Source organism: Cohnella sp., from assembly GCF_041640265.1.
Lineage (GTDB): Bacteria > Bacillota > Bacilli > Paenibacillales > Paenibacillaceae > Cohnella.
Window position 1 is genome coordinate 93,869 of sequence record NZ_JBEQAP010000016.1, and the last position, 16,330, is coordinate 110,198.

At 51.3% G+C, this 16,330-nt stretch carries 13 protein-coding genes and 1 pseudogene; 3 read left to right on the forward strand and 11 right to left on the reverse strand.

All coding sequences use genetic code 11. The features are described from left to right. Positions 1-191: 191 nt before the first annotated feature. From ggt to ACESLK_RS13765, 7 genes are all read right to left on the reverse strand, one after another. The gene (gene ggt / locus ACESLK_RS13735) at positions 192-1,793 is read right to left on the reverse strand and encodes a gamma-glutamyltransferase (RefSeq protein WP_373230081.1); all 1,602 of its coding nucleotides are present in this window, start codon (positions 1,791-1,793) and stop codon (positions 192-194) included. Then, positions 1,786-3,030: a pyridoxal-phosphate-dependent aminotransferase family protein gene (locus ACESLK_RS13740; RefSeq protein WP_373230063.1), complete on the reverse strand. Its 1,245-nt coding sequence runs from the start codon at positions 3,028-3,030 to the stop codon at positions 1,786-1,788. Before ACESLK_RS13740 ends, ggt begins: the two co-directional genes overlap by 8 nt. Then, positions 3,027-4,274: a Zn-dependent hydrolase gene (locus ACESLK_RS13745; RefSeq protein WP_373230065.1), complete on the reverse strand. Its 1,248-nt coding sequence runs from the start codon at positions 4,272-4,274 to the stop codon at positions 3,027-3,029. The genes ACESLK_RS13740 and ACESLK_RS13745 overlap by 4 nt, the downstream gene beginning before the upstream one ends. Before the next feature lie 12 nt (positions 4,275-4,286). After that, complete coding sequence (gene allB, locus ACESLK_RS13750; RefSeq protein WP_373230066.1) at positions 4,287-5,702, reverse strand: allantoinase AllB; 1,416 nt, start codon at positions 5,700-5,702, stop codon at positions 4,287-4,289. Between the two features lie 82 nt (positions 5,703-5,784). Further along, complete coding sequence (locus ACESLK_RS13755) at positions 5,785-6,891, reverse strand: ABC transporter substrate-binding protein (protein ID WP_373230082.1); 1,107 nt, start codon at positions 6,889-6,891, stop codon at positions 5,785-5,787. Between the two features lie 85 nt (positions 6,892-6,976). After that, positions 6,977-7,840, reverse strand: a complete 864-nt coding sequence (locus ACESLK_RS13760; RefSeq protein WP_373230068.1) for an ABC transporter permease — start codon at positions 7,838-7,840, stop codon at positions 6,977-6,979. 13 nt (positions 7,841-7,853) lie between these two features. Beyond that, complete coding sequence (locus ACESLK_RS13765) at positions 7,854-8,597, reverse strand: ABC transporter ATP-binding protein (protein ID WP_373230069.1); 744 nt, start codon at positions 8,595-8,597, stop codon at positions 7,854-7,856. A gap of 200 nt (positions 8,598-8,797) precedes the next feature. Between ACESLK_RS13765 and ACESLK_RS13770 the strand changes: the two genes are divergently transcribed. After that, entirely contained in the window at positions 8,798-10,453 is a 1,656-nt protein-coding gene (locus ACESLK_RS13770; protein WP_373230070.1) for a PucR family transcriptional regulator, read from the forward strand. A 54-nt stretch (positions 10,454-10,507) separates the two neighbouring features. On the opposite strand, the gene tynA is transcribed toward ACESLK_RS13770, so the two are convergent. Then, entirely contained in the window at positions 10,508-12,805 is a 2,298-nt protein-coding gene (gene tynA / locus ACESLK_RS13775) for a primary-amine oxidase (protein WP_373230072.1), read from the reverse strand. A 187-nt stretch (positions 12,806-12,992) separates the two neighbouring features. On the opposite strand from tynA, the gene ACESLK_RS13780 reads away from it, so the two are divergent. Next, the gene (locus tag ACESLK_RS13780; RefSeq protein WP_373230073.1) at positions 12,993-13,805 is read left to right on the forward strand and encodes a helix-turn-helix domain-containing protein; all 813 of its coding nucleotides are present in this window, start codon (positions 12,993-12,995) and stop codon (positions 13,803-13,805) included. A 20-nt stretch (positions 13,806-13,825) separates the two neighbouring features. Here ACESLK_RS13780 and ACESLK_RS13785 read toward each other — a convergent pair whose 3' ends face one another. Further along, positions 13,826-14,155: a TolB-like translocation protein gene (locus tag ACESLK_RS13785; RefSeq protein WP_373230074.1), complete on the reverse strand. Its 330-nt coding sequence runs from the start codon at positions 14,153-14,155 to the stop codon at positions 13,826-13,828. A 189-nt stretch (positions 14,156-14,344) separates the two neighbouring features. Continuing rightward, positions 14,345-14,938, reverse strand: a complete 594-nt coding sequence (locus ACESLK_RS13790; RefSeq protein ID WP_373230075.1) for a TetR/AcrR family transcriptional regulator — start codon at positions 14,936-14,938, stop codon at positions 14,345-14,347. A gap of 154 nt (positions 14,939-15,092) precedes the next feature. Here ACESLK_RS13790 and ACESLK_RS13795 point away from each other — a divergent pair, with 154 nt between their 5' ends. Next, positions 15,093-15,818 (forward strand): MBL fold metallo-hydrolase, encoded by a 726-nt coding sequence (locus ACESLK_RS13795; protein WP_373230076.1) that lies wholly within the window; start codon positions 15,093-15,095, stop codon positions 15,816-15,818. A gap of 32 nt (positions 15,819-15,850) precedes the next feature. Here ACESLK_RS13795 and ACESLK_RS13800 read toward each other — a convergent pair. Beyond that, positions 15,851-16,222, reverse strand: a pseudogene (locus ACESLK_RS13800) (DJ-1/PfpI family protein); the annotation flags it as partial. Positions 16,223-16,330 lie beyond the last annotated feature (108 nt).

The following is a 16,330-nucleotide window of genomic DNA, read 5'->3' on the forward strand; positions in this document are numbered from 1 at the left end:
AAGACAACAATATCACTTAATTAATGGACTTGCAACGGTTGATCATAGCCTATCAACTTTTTGCCGCGCATGCCTTATGCCCCGCTTCGCATGACCCAGCGCTCCGATGACGAGCGATGACGCAATTCCCCACACAGCGTTAACGTAATATCCTTCAACATAGAAATCTCTCCTCCTCTTCCTCTGCCGATCTATCTGCCTATTGCGAGCCCGTCTCCTCTTGGATCGGCTGCTCCACTCATCACACCGCTGTCGTCGATCTGTATGCCTTGAGCTTGACCCATGACGCCATCCCAGGAACCCGCTAATTCAACTTCGTGACCCCATTCCTTCAGCAGCTCGGTTTCTTTCTCTAGTTCGCGATTCTCTATTCTTAGTTTGTCGCTCTCTTCGCCCCACGTTCGGCCATAAACCCAGCGCGGTAAACCAATCGCCTCTTGAATCGTATATCCGTAATCCAATACTCCGGTAATAAGCGATAATTGAGTTTGAGGTTGACCTTCTCCCCCTTGTGTGCCCATCAGCAGGCAAGGCTTGCCGTCCTTAAGCGCCATTCCCGGCATGAGCGTATGAAACGTTCTCTTCCCGGGGGAGAGCACGTTAGGATGCGCGTCGTCTAAGGAGAAATAAGAACCTCTATTTTGCAAAATAATTCCCGTATTACCCGCGACGTATGCGGAGCCGAAATCGTAATAGAGGCTCTGAATGAAGGACACCGCGTTTCCTTCCTCATCTACTACCGCCGCATAAGCTGTATCCTGTCCGCTCGGTACGGATTGGAACGAACTCGCCGCCTTGGAAGGATAATTGATCTCTGCGGCTAACTCTTCCGCTAGTTCCTTGCTCAGAATACGCTCCATCGGAATCGGGACAAATTCCGGATCGCTTAAATACGTGTCCCGATAGCGAAACGCGCGCTTAATTACTTCTGTGACCAAATGATAGAATTCGGCCGAATTCCGTGCCACGCCTTGCAGATTCATTGATTCTAACATATTTAACATCATTAGAAGGGAAAACCCTTGAGAATTCGGAGGCATCTGATAGATCGTCTTGCCACGGTACATGACCGATAAGGGTTCCACCCAATCGCTATGGTGAGAAGTGAAGTCCTCTTCGGTAAGAATTCCGCCATCTTCGCGGACCGCGTCAACGATTCCGCGCATGAGCGAGCCCCGGTAGAAAGCCTCGCGCCCTTCGTTGATAAGAACGCGAAGAGATTGCGCCAACTCGGGTTGAATGAGCTTTGTCCCTTCGGGCTTTAAGGTGTTCGTCAGCGAATCTATATACAAATCTCGCAAGACGGGATCCGCCCTCAGCAGCGCTTCGTCCCGTTTCATCCAAGCGTGTAGATCCCGCGATATCGGAAAGCCGATCGTCGCGTATTCAAGCGCGGGCTTGAGCAGCATTTCCCATGGCAGCTTGCCGTACTTGGACCATACCTCCCACCAGGCGTCCACCATGCCCGGAACAGTCAAAGCGCTATGGACTCCGCGATCCGGAAGCCGAGCCTGCCCTTCCTGGCGGAACCTTTCGGGTTTCGCGGCAAGAGACGCCCTTCCGGTTCCGTTAAGACCGACGACTTTCCCCTCTTTAGCCGAGTAAATCAGGAAGAAGCTGTCGCCGCCGATACCCGTCATATGGGGATAGACGACGGCAAGCGCGGCGCTTATGGCAACGGCAGCGTCGATCGCATTGCCTCCCCGTTCCAGGATGGCGCTTCCGACCTGGCTGGCCAAATAGTGCGGAGATGTAACCATGAAGCGATACGCTTTCGGCATTACGTTATTCATCATGCTCCGCCCCTTCTCGATAGACAGCAAGCGCCGAGTGAACCGACTTCCCCGCCGCGATAACCGCGCCATGGATGGACAATACGGCCTCTAGAGCAGCTAACGTCAGCAGCACGTTGGATTTGCGGCAGCTGTATCCCATCGTGCCTATCCGCCAAATAAGTCCCTTGAGCGGGCCGAATGAGCTCGCGATCTCGATGCCGAAATCCGCCAGCAATTGGCTTCGTACCGCTTCACCGTCCACCCCGGCGGGAATGGAGACACAGGCAACGACCGCCATTTTGCACGAATCGTCTCCATAGAGCTCAAGACCCATCGCTTCAAGCCCAGCGACCAGTGCACGCTCATGAAGCCGGTGACGGGCGAATCGTTCCTCCAGGCCTTCCTCCAATACAAGCCTCAGCCCTTCACGCAGCCCATAAAGCATAGCTGTCGCTTCGGTGTGATGGTTCAGCCTTAGTGGACTCCAATAATCCTGCAGTTGAGCAAGGTCCAAGTAGTTGCTTCGGATGAACGATCCCGGTTCGCCTTCCGTCGCCCCTTCCGGCCTTATCCCTTTCTCAATCCTTTTCCGTTTCAAGAGACGGGCTTCTATTCTCTCGTTGTAGGTAATGGGCGACATTCCGGACGGGACGGACAAGCACTTCTGGGTGCCGCCGATAACCGCGTCTAGCTTCCAGTCATCGGTCTCGACGGGCACACCTCCGATTGTCGCGACCGCGTCGACGACGAGGAGGATATCCCTCTTCCGGCAAGCATGACCAATCTCGGCAAGCGGCTGAAGCCTTCCCGTTGATGTCTCCCCGTGTACGATAGCAACGATGGATGGCTTCATCCGGTCAATTGCCGTGATAATGTCCTCAGAGGAAAACACCGTGCCCCAATTTGTCTCGATCGTAACGACTTCCGCACCGCAGCGTTCGGCGATCTCTGCTAGCAAATAGCCGAATCTTCCGAAGATGGGCACGAGCACCCGTTCTCCCGGCTCGATAATGCCGGTTAACACCGCTTCGATTCCCGCCCGCGACGTTCCGTCAACCGGATACGCCCACCGATTAACCGTTCGGAACAAGTCACGCAGCATCTCCATTGTCTCGTTCATCAGAGCAGTGAATTCCGGGTCGAATTGTCCCAGCATCGGATACGAGAGCGCCCTTGAGACGCGAGGATCGACCTCGACAGGTCCAGGCGTCATGATAATGCGGGGCGAAGGCGATAAATCCGCGTATTTCTTCATTTCGCTTCCTCCCCGTAGGCTAATGTATGCAATAATTCCGTCAGTACTTCCGTGCCGCGCGCCACTTCCGCGGGCGACGTATATTCCTCAGGCGAGTGGCTGTGTCCGTCCTTGCTTGGGACAAAAATCATCGCGGTTGGGCAGATGGAAGCAAACAATCCCGCGTCATGTCCGGCACCGCTGCTGATCGGCAGCTTCGATAAGCCTTTGCGATCGCATACGCGAGAGATCGCTTCTCCTAATTCCGCATTCATGGGCGTTGGAAGCTCGGAAAGCCAGCAGTCCAATGCAACCGAGACGCCCATTTCCTTGGCGATAAGGGAAAAGGCTTTAACCATCAGCTCGCAGAACCCATCCAGCGCAGCCTCATCGGAGTGCCGGATATCAAGCGTGAATCGTACTTTCCCCGGAATGACGTTAGCGGAGTTAGGCATCACGTCTACCTTGCCGACCGTCGCGACAAGCCCGTTTCCCGTTTCCTTTGCTGCCCGGCGCATCCAGACCATCATTTCCGCGGACGCTGCCAGCGCGTCTTCGCGAATGTTCATTGGCGTCGTTCCGGCATGGCCGCTGCGGCCTAGAACCTCCGCAAAATACCGCCGCTGGCCGAAGATGGCGCTCACGATGCCGATATCGTATCGGCCGCGCTGCAGAACCTCTCCTTGCTCGATGTGAAGCTCTACGAAAGCCCCGATATCACGGCGCCTGCTTTGTTGATTGGACTCCGGATCGAACCCCGCGTCGAACATGGCCTCGCGAAGGGTGATTCCCTCCGAATCTCTCGCGTCCAACGCTCCTTCAAAGTCTTTGCTTCCGGTTACGTTGCCCGATCCCCAGTAAGCGAGCGGGAACCGGCTTCCTTCCTCCTCGCATAACGACACGACTTCCAGCGACCGACGAGGAATCCCGTGCTTCCCCTTCAGTTGGGACAGTGCCGCGATGCCCGCTGCGATACCAAGCGCACCGTCATAATGTCCTCCGCTTCGTACTGTATCAATATGCGAACCGGTTAAGATGGATGGCGCCGCCTCATCCGTTCCCGCCAATTTGCCGTAAACGTTGCCGACTTCATCTATAGTCACTTCCAATCCCGCGTCGCACATTTCGGCGGCGACGAGCTGCTGGGCTTTCTTCCAAGCCGGGTCGTACAGCAATCGGGTAACTCCGCCTTCTGGGTCCTTGCCTAAGCGTGACAGCCGTTCCAATAACTCCGTCACATCCGTTCGTAAATCGCTTGCTTCCATTCCGATTCCTCCTCAACCCATCCGGGAAGTCGATGGCTCCGGCCAGAGCCGAAGGCCTCCCGTCCGATGATCCGCGTCTAGTCCGCCGTTCGCCGTCTTCCTGTCGTATACGAATTCCCCCCTGAGCAGCGTGGCTTCGATCCGGCAACCGAATTCAAAATCTTCATAAGCGCTATGAGGGTGACGGTATTTCAAATGTTCAGCCGTTAAGACATAGGAAGCTTCCAGATCGACAATAGCCAAATCCGCGTCCAAGCCGACCTCGATGGCCCCTTTGCGATGTCGTAAGCCGAATCGCTCGGCCGGCGCAGCGGACATCACCCGAGATAAAACCGGAAGCGGGATTCCTCGCTTCTGCCAGCCCTCGGTTACGATAAGCTCCAGTGTGCTTTGGGCACCCAATATCCCACCCCACGCCTCAAAATAATTGCCGTTGTCAGACTGTTTCATAGAAGGTGGACAAGGCGAGTGGTCGGAGGCAACAAAGTCGATGTCCCCGTTAGCCAACCGCTGCCAGAGCGCTTCCCGCTCCTTATCCGTTCGGATCGGCGGAGAACACTTCGCGCTCGCTCCGATGCGAATGACATCCTCATCAGTAAAAGCCAGATAATGCGGACATGTCTCCACCGTTACGTCCTGCCCCGATCTCTTCGCTTCGCTTATCAGATCCACCGCTTCTGACGTGCTAATGTGGACGAAATGCAGCTTGCATCCGGTGCGAGTCGCCATATCCAGAGCTAACTTAACCGCTTCGATCTCAGCCTCCGGAGGCCGGGAGTCAAGATAATCCCTCATCGTCACTTCACCCGCTGACAGTTTGTCTGCTGTAAGCTTTGATACGATCGACTCACTCTCCGCGTGAAGTGCTAGTACGTGTCCGAGGGAAGCGATCTTATGCATCCCCTCGAATAAAGTCTTATCGTCCACGTTCCGGAACGCGTCCTCCCCCCTATCCCCCGGGGAAGACATGAAAGCCTTGAATCCCGCGACTCCTGCCTGAGCCAATGCCTTCAGCTCGCCGACATCATCCGGTACGAGTCCTCCCCAGATCGCGAAGTCAATGCGCGAGCGGCTCTTGCGTTCCGCCTCGAGCTTCAGCTCTAGCGAGGCTAAGTTCACTGTAGGCGGCACTCCGTTCAACGGCATGTCGATGAAAGTCGTGCAGCCTCCGGCAGCAAGCGAAGCTGTTCCGGTAACGAAGCCCTCCCACTCCCCGAGCCCCGGTTCATTTAAGTGTACGTGAGCATCAACTACCCCGGCAATAACATATTTCCTCGATGCGTCGATGACTTTTCCGGCTTCCCCCGCCAAACGCGGAGCAATAATCGCGATCTTGCCATCTTTGATTCCGATGTCCACGGCGCAAACCTGGTCCCGGAGCACCACGTTTCCGCCGGCGACGATGACGTCCATCCGCTGTTCCCGCATGTTGCGTTCCTCCTCTTAAGGGCAATAAATACATCAGACCTTAGACGAACGCCCAAGGTCTGACGTATCTTCTATGACGAAATTACTTCACCAAGCTAGGATCTACTTCTTTAAGCAAGCTCAGATCTTGGTACGAAGCAGCGTCCGGAGCTGTCTTGATATTACCCGTCGCTAGCAGGTAATCCATGACGCCTTTACCGTTGCTTCCGTTCAAGAAGGTTTCGTCCGCCGACATGGAGTACACGTTGCGGCCCATGATTTCGGTCAGCTCGGCTTCCGAGAGATGAAGCTCGGGGGCAAGGATTTTGATCGCTTCGGTACGGTTGTCGTTAATATAGTCCGTTGCTTTCTTCAGAGCACGAAGGATCGCTTTGATCGTGTTCGGATTTTCCGAAAGATATTTGTCCGTTACTTGAATGGTCGTATGTACGCTCATCCAGTTAACGTCGCCTTTTTTCTCCGGAAGATCCGCTTTCGTGCCGCTTAAGAGGAAGTGTCCGCCGGCTTGAATGGCTTTGGTGATGAATGGTTCCCATGCGGCCATAGCATCGATATCGCCTTTTTGAAGGGCGACTACGGCATCGCTTGGCGCAAGGTTTACGTATTTGATTTTGGAAGCATCCACGCCAAGCTCCTTGGCCATGTTGTCGATCGCGATCTTAACGTCGGCGCCGCTTGGTATACCGATCGTCTTGCCTTCCAGATCCTTGGCGCTGTTCAGTACCAGATCTTTGGAGCCTACGACAGCTTGCGTTCCGGCGATTTGCGCCAGCGGAGCTACGATTTTGACGCCGATTCCGTTTGATTTCAGGATGATATCCATAAAGTTCGTTTGGATGCTGATCGGTGCGCTTCCTCCAGAAACCATCGGTCCGATGTCCGGGCCGCTTTCGATCAGTTGGCTCGTTACGTCAAGTCCTTCGTCTTTGAAGTAGCCGAGTTTATCCGCGATGATTTGCTGAGAAGAGATTTGCGCGTCCCGCACGCCGACTAGCGTCAGCTTCGTTGTTTCGGGAACTTCACTCGGAGCGGCGCTGGCGGAAGGAGATGCCGAAGCGCTGGCGGAAGGCGACTCAGCCATGCTGGCCGACGGGGAAGAACTGGCTTCGTTGTTGCTCTTGCCGCAAGCGGCAAGAACGGTTGTCAGAATCAAAGTCAAACTTAGCAGAAGTACGGATTTAAAAGTCATTTTCACGGTTTCTCTCCACCTTTTTAGTTTTCTTGTCTCTGTTTACTCCCATTCCCTATCCCTTGCACTTGTTTAATCGCAAGCCTTACTTCTCAAGAGCCTCGCGTATCCCGCCTTTTCTCCAGGACATCACTCTCCTTTCAATCAGTTTGAGGAAGTACGAGAACAAGCTGTACTCCAGTCCGATTAACACGATAGCCACGAACATGTTCGATATTTTGAAATAATTGCGGGCATCCACGATGATATAGCCAAGTCCGTTAGGTGCTCCCATCATCTCCGATACGATCAAGGATGAGAATGCAAGTCCTAGGCCGATTTGAGCTCCTACGAGAATGTTGGGGATGGCCGACGGGAGAATGACGCGGGTGAATATTTGGCGCTGGGATGCTCCCAGGCTAGTCGCGGACCGAATAAGCAGGGAGTTGACCGACCGAAGTCCGTCCATCGTGTATACGAGCATCGGTACGAACGTCGTCCATGCGATAAGCAGCACTTTAGGGAACTCTCCGATGCCGAACCAGATGATGAACAAGGGCAGAAGCGCGAGAGCCGGAATCGGACCCGTCAAATTCAGGATCGGGGAAACACACATCTCTAAATACTTGAACCGGCTCATAAGTACCCCAAGAGCGATAGCCGCAGCCGTCCCGACTATGAATCCTGCTACGATCCGTCTCGTACTAGACACGATGCTGTCCATGATAAGACCGGTTTTTGCGAGCTCCCAGCCGTCTCTGGCGATTTCCGAGGGGGCCGGAAGGAATATCGGGTTAAAAAAACTCATCGACTCGTTCGTTCGGGAGAAAATTTCCCATAAAATGAAGAAGGCGATAAACGGAACGACGGACATCCATTCGAACGAACGCTTCTTCATCCTGCCAACCGGAGAAGCGATAAAAGCCGGTTTAGCCGGAACCGATTGCGCAATCGCTCTTTGCTCTTCCATTTCCGTACCTCCTTTATATCGCTGCCATCGCTTGATCTTCCATTAAGATCGATTCAATCTCCGACATAAGCTGACCGAATCGGCTATTCTGGAACGAACGAGGGTGCTTCATGTCTACGTCGAGCACGGACGCGATCTCTCCATGCTTCATGACGACGATCCGATCTCCTATCGCTATCGCCTCGCTGATGCTGTGAGTGACGAACAGCACGGTCGGCTTGACCTCGCGGCAAATACGGAGCAATTCCTTCTGCATCAAGTCGCGGGTTAGAATATCGAGAGCTCCGAACGGCTCATCCATGAGGAGCATATCGGGGCCAGCGGCCAAAGCCCTCGCGATTCCGACTCGCTGCTTCATTCCTCCGGACAGCTCGTGGGGATAGTGTTTGGCGTAACTCTCAAGCCCGACTAGATTGAGATACTTCTGTGCCAGCTCTTTCGCTTCTTTCTTCTTCATTCCTTGCACCTCGGGGCCGAAGGCAACGTTGTCGAGGACGCTGCTCCACGGGAATAGCGCGTGCTCCTGGAAGACGACACCCCGTTGCTTGGACGGTCCTTTAATCGGCTTGCCGTCGATAGTGATCGTGCCGCTGTCCGGCAGTAAAAAGCCTGCAATCATGTTCAGCAGTGTCGATTTGCCGCAGCCGCTGTGACCGAGAATGCAGACGATCTCGTGCGGTTTGACGGACAAATGGATGTTGTCCAGCACAGCACGACCGTTAAAGCTTTTCTCGACGCCTTGGACTTCAAGTTGCATTATACTCAACCTCCGTATGTCATGTTTCATTACATTACTTTTTGTTAACTTAATAATAAGTCCCGAAACATAACATTGTCATTAAACAAAATGCACAAATATTTATTCATTTATTGGATGTTTTAAATAAAAACACCTCTTGATAAGCAGATATGATATATTTAATGTTAGATTTAATTACAAATTAGAGGTGAATCAACATGATGCTCCTGGATTTGTTGAAGATACCGGTATTTGCTTCTGCCCGGATTCTCGCCGGCGCCGAAGGGCTGACCCATAAGGTTCAATCGGTCAATATCATGGATGCCCCGGACATCATCCAGTTTCTTAAGCCAGGGGAACTCCTTCTTACGACTGCTTACGTCATGAAAGACGACCCCCAGGCGCTTCAAACGCTCGTCTCCAACATGAGCCAGGTAGGCTGCGCAGGAATCGCCATCAAGACCAAACGGTTCTTGTCCGAAGTACCTTATCAAGCTATTCAGCTCGCCAACGAGCTTCATTTTCCAATCATCGAGCTCCCCCTGGAACACACCCTCGGGGAAGTCCTCTACAATTCAGTTAGCTGTATCCTCGAGAAGCGAACCGAAGAGCTCAAATACTCTCTAGAGAGCCACCGTAATTTCACGAATCTCGTGGTTCAAGGCCAAGGCATTCCGGAAATCGTCGCATCTTTGACTCAACTTCTCGGAACTCCAGTACTGCTGCTTGACCCCGCCTTGAATCCGATAGCTGCCTCTCCCCATTTTGGGGAATCTCCCTATTCAGAAACTCTCGAGACGCTTCGGGTGCTCTTGTCCTCGAATTTGCCGAACGAACCGGTCAAATACCTATGCCTGCTTGAGCCCGGGCAGCTTCCATTCCCGCAACTGGTCATCCACTCGATCCAGACCGTGCAACCCCAAGGCTACCTGATCGCGTTCTCGGATGAGAGTAAAGATAATCCGCTTCCGAAGCTCGCGGTCGAGCAGGCCGTAAACGTTATCCGCTTCGAGCTATTGAAAAAACAAGCCGTTAAGGAACGCTCGCGGCGTTATAAAAATGAGTTTTTCACAGATTTGGTCGAAGGGTTCTTCACATCCGAGCAGGAAGTGCTGCATCGCGGTAAAAAATATGGGTTAACCGAGGGTTGCTTCTTTTTTTGCATTGTCCTTAAGCGGGATCCCATTACGGCTGCCAGCGCTATAGGGGGCACGTCGCCTCAAGAGGAAAGGGGTTCTGCGGAGAGGGATATGTTCTATGAGGTTATCAAGCGGGAGATCCAGAAGACCGGCCTCTCATTCGCCATCTTTAATAAGAACGACGCGATCGACCTCGTGGCATCCGTGGCAAAGAACGGAAATGAAGGCTTAGAGATGCCTGAGGGACTTAAGGATCGGCTTAAGCAAGCAATCGTCCGGATTGAGCACAATTCCGGTATCTCCGTCTCGTTAGGAGTCGGCAAGCCGGTTGCCAAACTGCTCGATTGCCCGGTCAGTTACAAAGAAGCGGTCGAAGCTTTGCAATACGGCTACCGCTCCAAGCGGAGCCGCTTTGTGCAATTTTACACAGGCAAACAATTGATCGATTTGTTCCGGCTCGTGCCTGAGGGAGAGCTTCTAAGCTTCTATGAGGATACGTTCGTCGGATTAGAGAGGCTAGAGGAAAAAGAGAGATACGAGCTGTTGAAGACGTTATCCGTCTATCTAGAAAATCACGGTCAAATCGCGGCTACCGCAAAACAGCTGTTCATTCATCGCAACACCGTTCTCTACCGCCTTGATAAGCTTCAAAATCTAACGGGCCGACAGTTTGGAATGCACGGGGACAGCTTGCGATTCCGTATCGCCTTCCTCGTCGAGTCGCTCATTAAATAAGTAAGGGATGCACATCACGATTACGTGACTGCACCCCCATTTTCCGTATATCCGCTATTTATACCCGTTCAGGTTCAAAGTCGGTGTATTGTTGAAGAAGTTCCAAGGCTTCAGCATGGCATATACCCATTCCGTCGGCATGATCGGCCACTCTTCCGCCCGAGCCACGTGCGTCGTGCCGGTCGTCAGCCAGACGACATTGTCTGTGTTGACGATCGATTGATCATCCGAGTTGAACTGCCCTAGGCCTGTATCCGTCTTCGCACGATTCGGGTATTTCCCTTCCGGATAACGCTCGTTCGGATCGTATCGGGTCACCCAGATTTGCTTATCCATGAAGCTTACGCGGTTGAATAACCACTCATCCTTGCTAAACTGGGCTCCCTTGGCGATCGGGTGCGTGCCTCCTGCGTAAGGAATGAGCTGGTAGGAAACTGAATTACCGACTTTATTCTCCTTATTCATGTTCGCCAGGAGGCGAATGGTCGAAGGATCGAATTTCTGCGCTGCTCCTTGTTCGGTCCCAACGATTCGCTGCTCGATCTGCATCGTACTTTCGCGAGGTCCGCCAGCGGTATTCTCGGCGATGACCGGGTTCATCTCCACAAGCGAGTTCTGTTCGCCGTCGACGTCCATATCGAGCCGGAAATTATAAATATGCTGATGGGTCGTTCCTACGATATTATGGTCGATCAACGTACCGTACTTCGTGTCTTCGGCGGCCGTGGAGTCATGCATCGTGTTGGACACGACACCTTTAACGGCTTCGATTCCCGTCGCCCCCGCATGAATTCCGATCGTACCGTTCTGCGCAAAAACCCAATCGAAGATATAGTCATAATTCCCAACCGTACTTATCCAACGTACGACCAGCTCGCGCCGTTCGCTGCTTACGTTCGCCTGGCCCATCTCCTGATGCTTGTATTCCGGACCCGCATATCGTTCGAATATCGCAATGGAGTTCGGAATCGTCATTGCCGTGCCTGTAAAATCAGCGATGGTAGAATCGAGCAACACGGCGTTATCTGGGACGTCCTTGCCCCTCTGGATGGATGAGGTCAACGTTCCCATTCCGTATTCGCCAGAATCAAGATAAGCCTTGAAGTACCAGCCTACGTCGGGGTCACCATAGGGAACGATCATACCGCCTAGAGAGCCTTCGTACATAATTTTCCTCTTTTTCCCTTGATCGTCATAGGTGACGGTCGATAGGATCGGTCCTACGCGGGAGTCTAAGCGCAGATGGAAGTCCCAGTTCTGCCAATGGATCGTATTGCCGGTAATCGTATAGTTCTTACCTTCCGGTTCGATGATCTCAAGCGGTTTCGAAGACGCGGCTGCCTTCTGATCCCGACCATCAAATGGCGTTTGTTTCATCGGTATCGGCACGATGCCGTGGTCCTCGATCTTGATGACCTTCTTTTGCTCCAAGTCTACGACAGCCACCAAATCTTCGATAGGGTGTGCCCAGTAGTTGCCATCGCCGGTATTCAGATAGGCGACGACCTTCAGGAGCCGTTTGTCCTGTTCCAGCTCGTCCTTCCCTTCGAAATAACCTACGGTGAGCGGAGTGGAGACGACCTGTTTAACGTCTTTGATTCCTCGTTTAAGAAGCGCTGCCGCGTATTCCGGGCTTGCTTCAATCGCGGCCTGCACCGCGAAGAAATCGTCGAGCAGAATCATCCCCTGGGCGCCTTCGATCTCTTGCCACGTCAGAATTTTTTTCGTCGCGAGGTCGACGGTTCCCTCGATCACTTGCTTGCCGTCGAGAATGACGAATGCGGCACTGCGGTTGGTGGATACAGCCTGTCCGGTATAAGTGAAGTTCCAGACTTGCTCCTTAGGAGGAGCCTTCAGTGTAATCTCGGTAAACCGGTAACTGTCTTTATACTTGCCCGCGGTCTTTAGGATATCGACAGTGGCGAGAATCTCCATCGATGTCAATGGATTGAGCGGGTGCGCTTTGGTCTCCACTTGGAACGTCCGGTCAAGGCCGGACTGGAACACTTCGTTAATGAAATGGTGCGAAATGTAGGCGACGTTTTTCTTCAGGATGACCGGAGCTTCCATCACCAGTCGTTGTCCGTTCACGAGCGCGACGTTCGAGTTTGGTTTCACTTTAACGGTTGTACTGTTCTTGTTGATGAGTATCGTCCCCGCGAAGTCGTCCCATTTCACCGTTGCACCGAATTCCTCGAGTGTCGTTCTAAGCTTGATGAAATCCTCCGCGCCGCCATGCGCTTCCACAGTCGGCGTTATCATCGGCGCAAAGGCTCCACCGCCTAGTGCGAAGGTCATTGCGGTGCCTATCAGCAACGTTTTTCTCGCAAGTCTCTTTTTTAGATTTTTCATCCGGTATGTCCTCCCCAGAAAATAGTTTGATTCCTCTCGATGTAAATTTAACTCACATATATTGGGGTGGTATTGTAAAAAACGGAACAACTCTTAATTCCATGTTAGATAATATTACTCGTATCGTTGATGAAATACGGAGGCTCTGATATGGTATGTACAAGATGAACCTTGCGGGGTGATCAATATGGGAGTCGCAAAAACTAGAGAAGAGCGTTTTGGCATCATTCAATTCGGGTTTGAGTGGGATACGATCGATTACACGGAGCGGAAGATCGTCTACGAGGGACAAACGGTCATTTATTACCAGTTCGTAACAGACGGAACGAGTAATCCGATTCGCGTCGTCCCCGACGGGTGTATCGATCTTCTATTTTGTTGCGATGAGGTGCAGCCTTCTGCTAAGGTGTGCGGTACCGTACTGCAGGGGAAAGGCGTCCTCTTCTATCCCAAAACCGTTTATTTCGGTGTAAGACTTTCGACCAGACTGAGCTTGCTGCTCCCAGGCTTGCCGCTCAAGGAAGTTATCGGCGTGCAGGCGCCATTCGAGGACACCCTCGTGCAATATGCGGGTATGTGCGAGAAAATAGCGGAGGGTGCCGGATTTGCGGAACGAATCGCTTGCTTCGAACGCGACTGCTTGCCGTTAGTGACAGGAGACGTTCGTTCAATAGGGATCGTTGACTATTGCCTGACGGAGATGCATCGCACTAGCGGGGGCGTTTCGATCCGAGAATTGGCCGAAGGCAGCGGGTATTCGGAACGTTACTTAAGGACGATGTTTAAACAGTCATTGGGAATGTCGCCGAAGCTGTATAACCGGATCATTCGGTTCCAGCGGGCGCTCGACGGCATCGTGCGAGGAGGAGCGCCACTTACGGAAGTGGCTATCGAAAGAGGTTACTTCGATCAGGCGCATTTCATGAAGGATTTCAAAGCGTTCAGCCAGTTGACACCGGTACAGTTAAGAACGAGAATACCTAAATTCGATACTCAGTGAGAACAAAAAAAAGTGATCATTCATTCCTCTCGGCGATGATAAATTACCGGTGGACTGGCATCTCTCAGCCATAGGCATGCATCACTTCCTTCAGGCTCGGCAATCCATATATCTGTGTCTTTATCTAGATATTTCTGTCTTACCCAAATCAGTTTATCGGCGGAGCGGATGTAATCGGGACTGTAATCGGCATATCCTTCCGGCGGATTTGTAATCTGGGTCTGTTTACCCGAAACGGTGTCCACAACATATAATGCCGGCAGCGGATGTTTAGAAAAATCATTTGACCATTCCGCTTCTTTAATTCGCGAAACATAGATAGTATTATCGTCCTTCCAGGCAAAATCCAAGTCGGCGTAGTTCTCAGGTGTATAGGTAGTGAATGCAGGGAACTCCTTCGTTTTTAAGTCTTTACCCTATCCTTAAAGCCAAAAACAAGTCTTCCCCCGCCTGCAATATACGCTAAAATGTCTTTCGACGGTGCCCATTTCGGCTTTCCTGCGTCCGCTTCATGGAGTACTTTACTCTTGGAGTGAATACTAATTCTTTATATAATTGTTCAATAGAAGTCGAAGTTGCTGCATAACAAACCTTACATGTTTACTGTCTCTGCTCAATCTGCTTGCCATCACGCTACCCTCAAGGGAAGAAACAATAAAAGACGATAATGATTCAATATCTGCATCTCGACGGATTTCTCCAACAGATATCCCATTGTTTAGAATATCTTTAATAAGGCATAGCATCTCTTCATATGCAACTGAAGCTTTATCACGAAGCATAGGAAAATTATCATCGCATTCAACTGCCGTATTCAGCAATGGACATCCTCCTTTGATTGGAGGATTGTTAACTGGATCAATATGTACATTACAAACAGCCATGATCTTGTCTATCACTGTATTGGCATTATTGATGGCTGCTAATATTTGTCCCATCAAAACTTGCCCCGCATATTCAAAAGCTTCCACTGCGATTTCATCTTTGTTAGAGAATCTTCGATAGATCCCACCCTTTGTTAATCCTGTAGCCTCTATGATGTCTTGTATCGATGACCCTGCATACCCCTTTTGATTAAATAATTCGGCGGATTTAATAATAATGTGTTGTCGTGTTTTTTCGTCTTTACGCATTTTTTAGTCCTCCATACATTCCAACGAGCATTTGAAATATATTGTAACATTTCTCTTGCATTTAACTAAATATTAGATTACCCTAATACCGAACCGGACGGTTCGGTTCGTTTTTTTTATTATAAGGCTCTTCACTAGAGAGGACAATGAAAATATGAATACCGTAAAAATCGTACGCATTCCAATACTCCCCATGCATATGGTAAATTCCCACTTACTGGTAGGTCCGGACGGATGCATTCTTGTCGATGCTGGTTTACCAGGGTCCGAGAATAAAATTAAAAAAGCCTTAGTTAACGAAAGACTTACATTTAAAGATATCAAACTTATCGTTGTAACCCATGCGCATGTAGATCACGCGGGAAGTGCAGCGATTATTCGCGAGTTATCAGGAGCACCGATCTTGGCTCACGAGGGAGATGCTAAACATTTTTGTCGTGAGACGCCAATGACTTTTTGCCCGACCGGTTGGTTTGGCCGATTATTTATCAAGACACCATTAATGCTCGAGCCATATATCGGTTTTGAACCCGATATTCTTCTTACAGAGCATGATGTTATCGACTTGGGCCGATACGGAATTCCGGGAACAGTTAAGCACACACCTGGGCACACGGCTGGCTCTGTGTCCTTAGAGCTCGCTACTCATGAAGCTTTGGTTGGTGACCTAGTCGCCTCCGGAATTTTGTTAGGCGGTATCATAAGAACCAATCATGCCATACGTCCACCCTTCGAAGATGACCCACACATAGTAGCCCGTGAACTGACCCGCCTTCTTGATTCTGGTATCGAGAAATTTTACATGGGGCATGGTGGGCCATTAAAGGCTCTCGAGGTCCAACGCCACGCCCAGTCTCTAATGTTGCTGCCAAAAAAATAAATATCGATGTTCATACTAAAAGTCGTTGTGCTTTACATCCTCACGAGCTTAAGATACTCTCTCATAAATCCGGGAAGGTCCGGCCATAATTGACCAGATACAAGGTTTCCATCCACAAATGGCGTTTGAGATGTATAGATGGCACCCAGATTTTCCACATCGAAACGGCAGGCAGGATAGGCAGTCATGGTTCGCCCTTCAAAGTACCATTTTTTATTCAACGCAATCAGCACGAGCACTGCGTGACATATCGCGCCGACGGGTTTGTTCCTATCGAAAAAGTGACTGACGATTCTGGGGATATGTCTATCCAGTCGGATGTATTCGGGGGCTCTACCGCCCGGAATGATCAGGCCGCTGTATTGTTCGGGAACGACTTCACTAAACGAGATATGGGATCCCAGTTGATCAATGTCATTTAGTTAAGGTGCAGGTCCAAATATCAAGAAAAAGAGCAGGTTATCGAAAAAGATAGCCCGCTCTTTTTTTGTACGAAAAAGAGAAATAAGACT

Coding starts and splice junctions, on each gene's coding strand:
- ACESLK_RS13795 (WP_373230076.1), top strand. CDS start 15,093: ATGAATACCGTAAAAATCGTACGCATTCCAATACTCCCCATGCATATG.
- ACESLK_RS13745 (WP_373230065.1), bottom strand. CDS start 4,274: ATGGAAGCAAGCGATTTACGAACGGATGTGACGGAGTTATTGGAACGG.
- ACESLK_RS13755 (WP_373230082.1), bottom strand. CDS start 6,891: ATGACTTTTAAATCCGTACTTCTGCTAAGTTTGACTTTGATTCTGACA.
- ACESLK_RS13770 (WP_373230070.1), top strand. CDS start 8,798: ATGATGCTCCTGGATTTGTTGAAGATACCGGTATTTGCTTCTGCCCGG.
- tynA (WP_373230072.1), bottom strand. CDS start 12,805: ATGAAAAATCTAAAAAAGAGACTTGCGAGAAAAACGTTGCTGATAGGC.
- ACESLK_RS13790 (WP_373230075.1), bottom strand. CDS start 14,938: ATGCGTAAAGACGAAAAAACACGACAACACATTATTATTAAATCCGCC.
- ACESLK_RS13780 (WP_373230073.1), top strand. CDS start 12,993: ATGGGAGTCGCAAAAACTAGAGAAGAGCGTTTTGGCATCATTCAATTC.
- ggt (WP_373230081.1), bottom strand. CDS start 1,793: ATGAATAACGTAATGCCGAAAGCGTATCGCTTCATGGTTACATCTCCG.
- ACESLK_RS13760 (WP_373230068.1), bottom strand. CDS start 7,840: ATGGAAGAGCAAAGAGCGATTGCGCAATCGGTTCCGGCTAAACCGGCT.
- allB (WP_373230066.1), bottom strand. CDS start 5,702: ATGCGGGAACAGCGGATGGACGTCATCGTCGCCGGCGGAAACGTGGTG.
- ACESLK_RS13765 (WP_373230069.1), bottom strand. CDS start 8,597: ATGCAACTTGAAGTCCAAGGCGTCGAGAAAAGCTTTAACGGTCGTGCT.
- ACESLK_RS13740 (WP_373230063.1), bottom strand. CDS start 3,030: ATGAAGAAATACGCGGATTTATCGCCTTCGCCCCGCATTATCATGACG.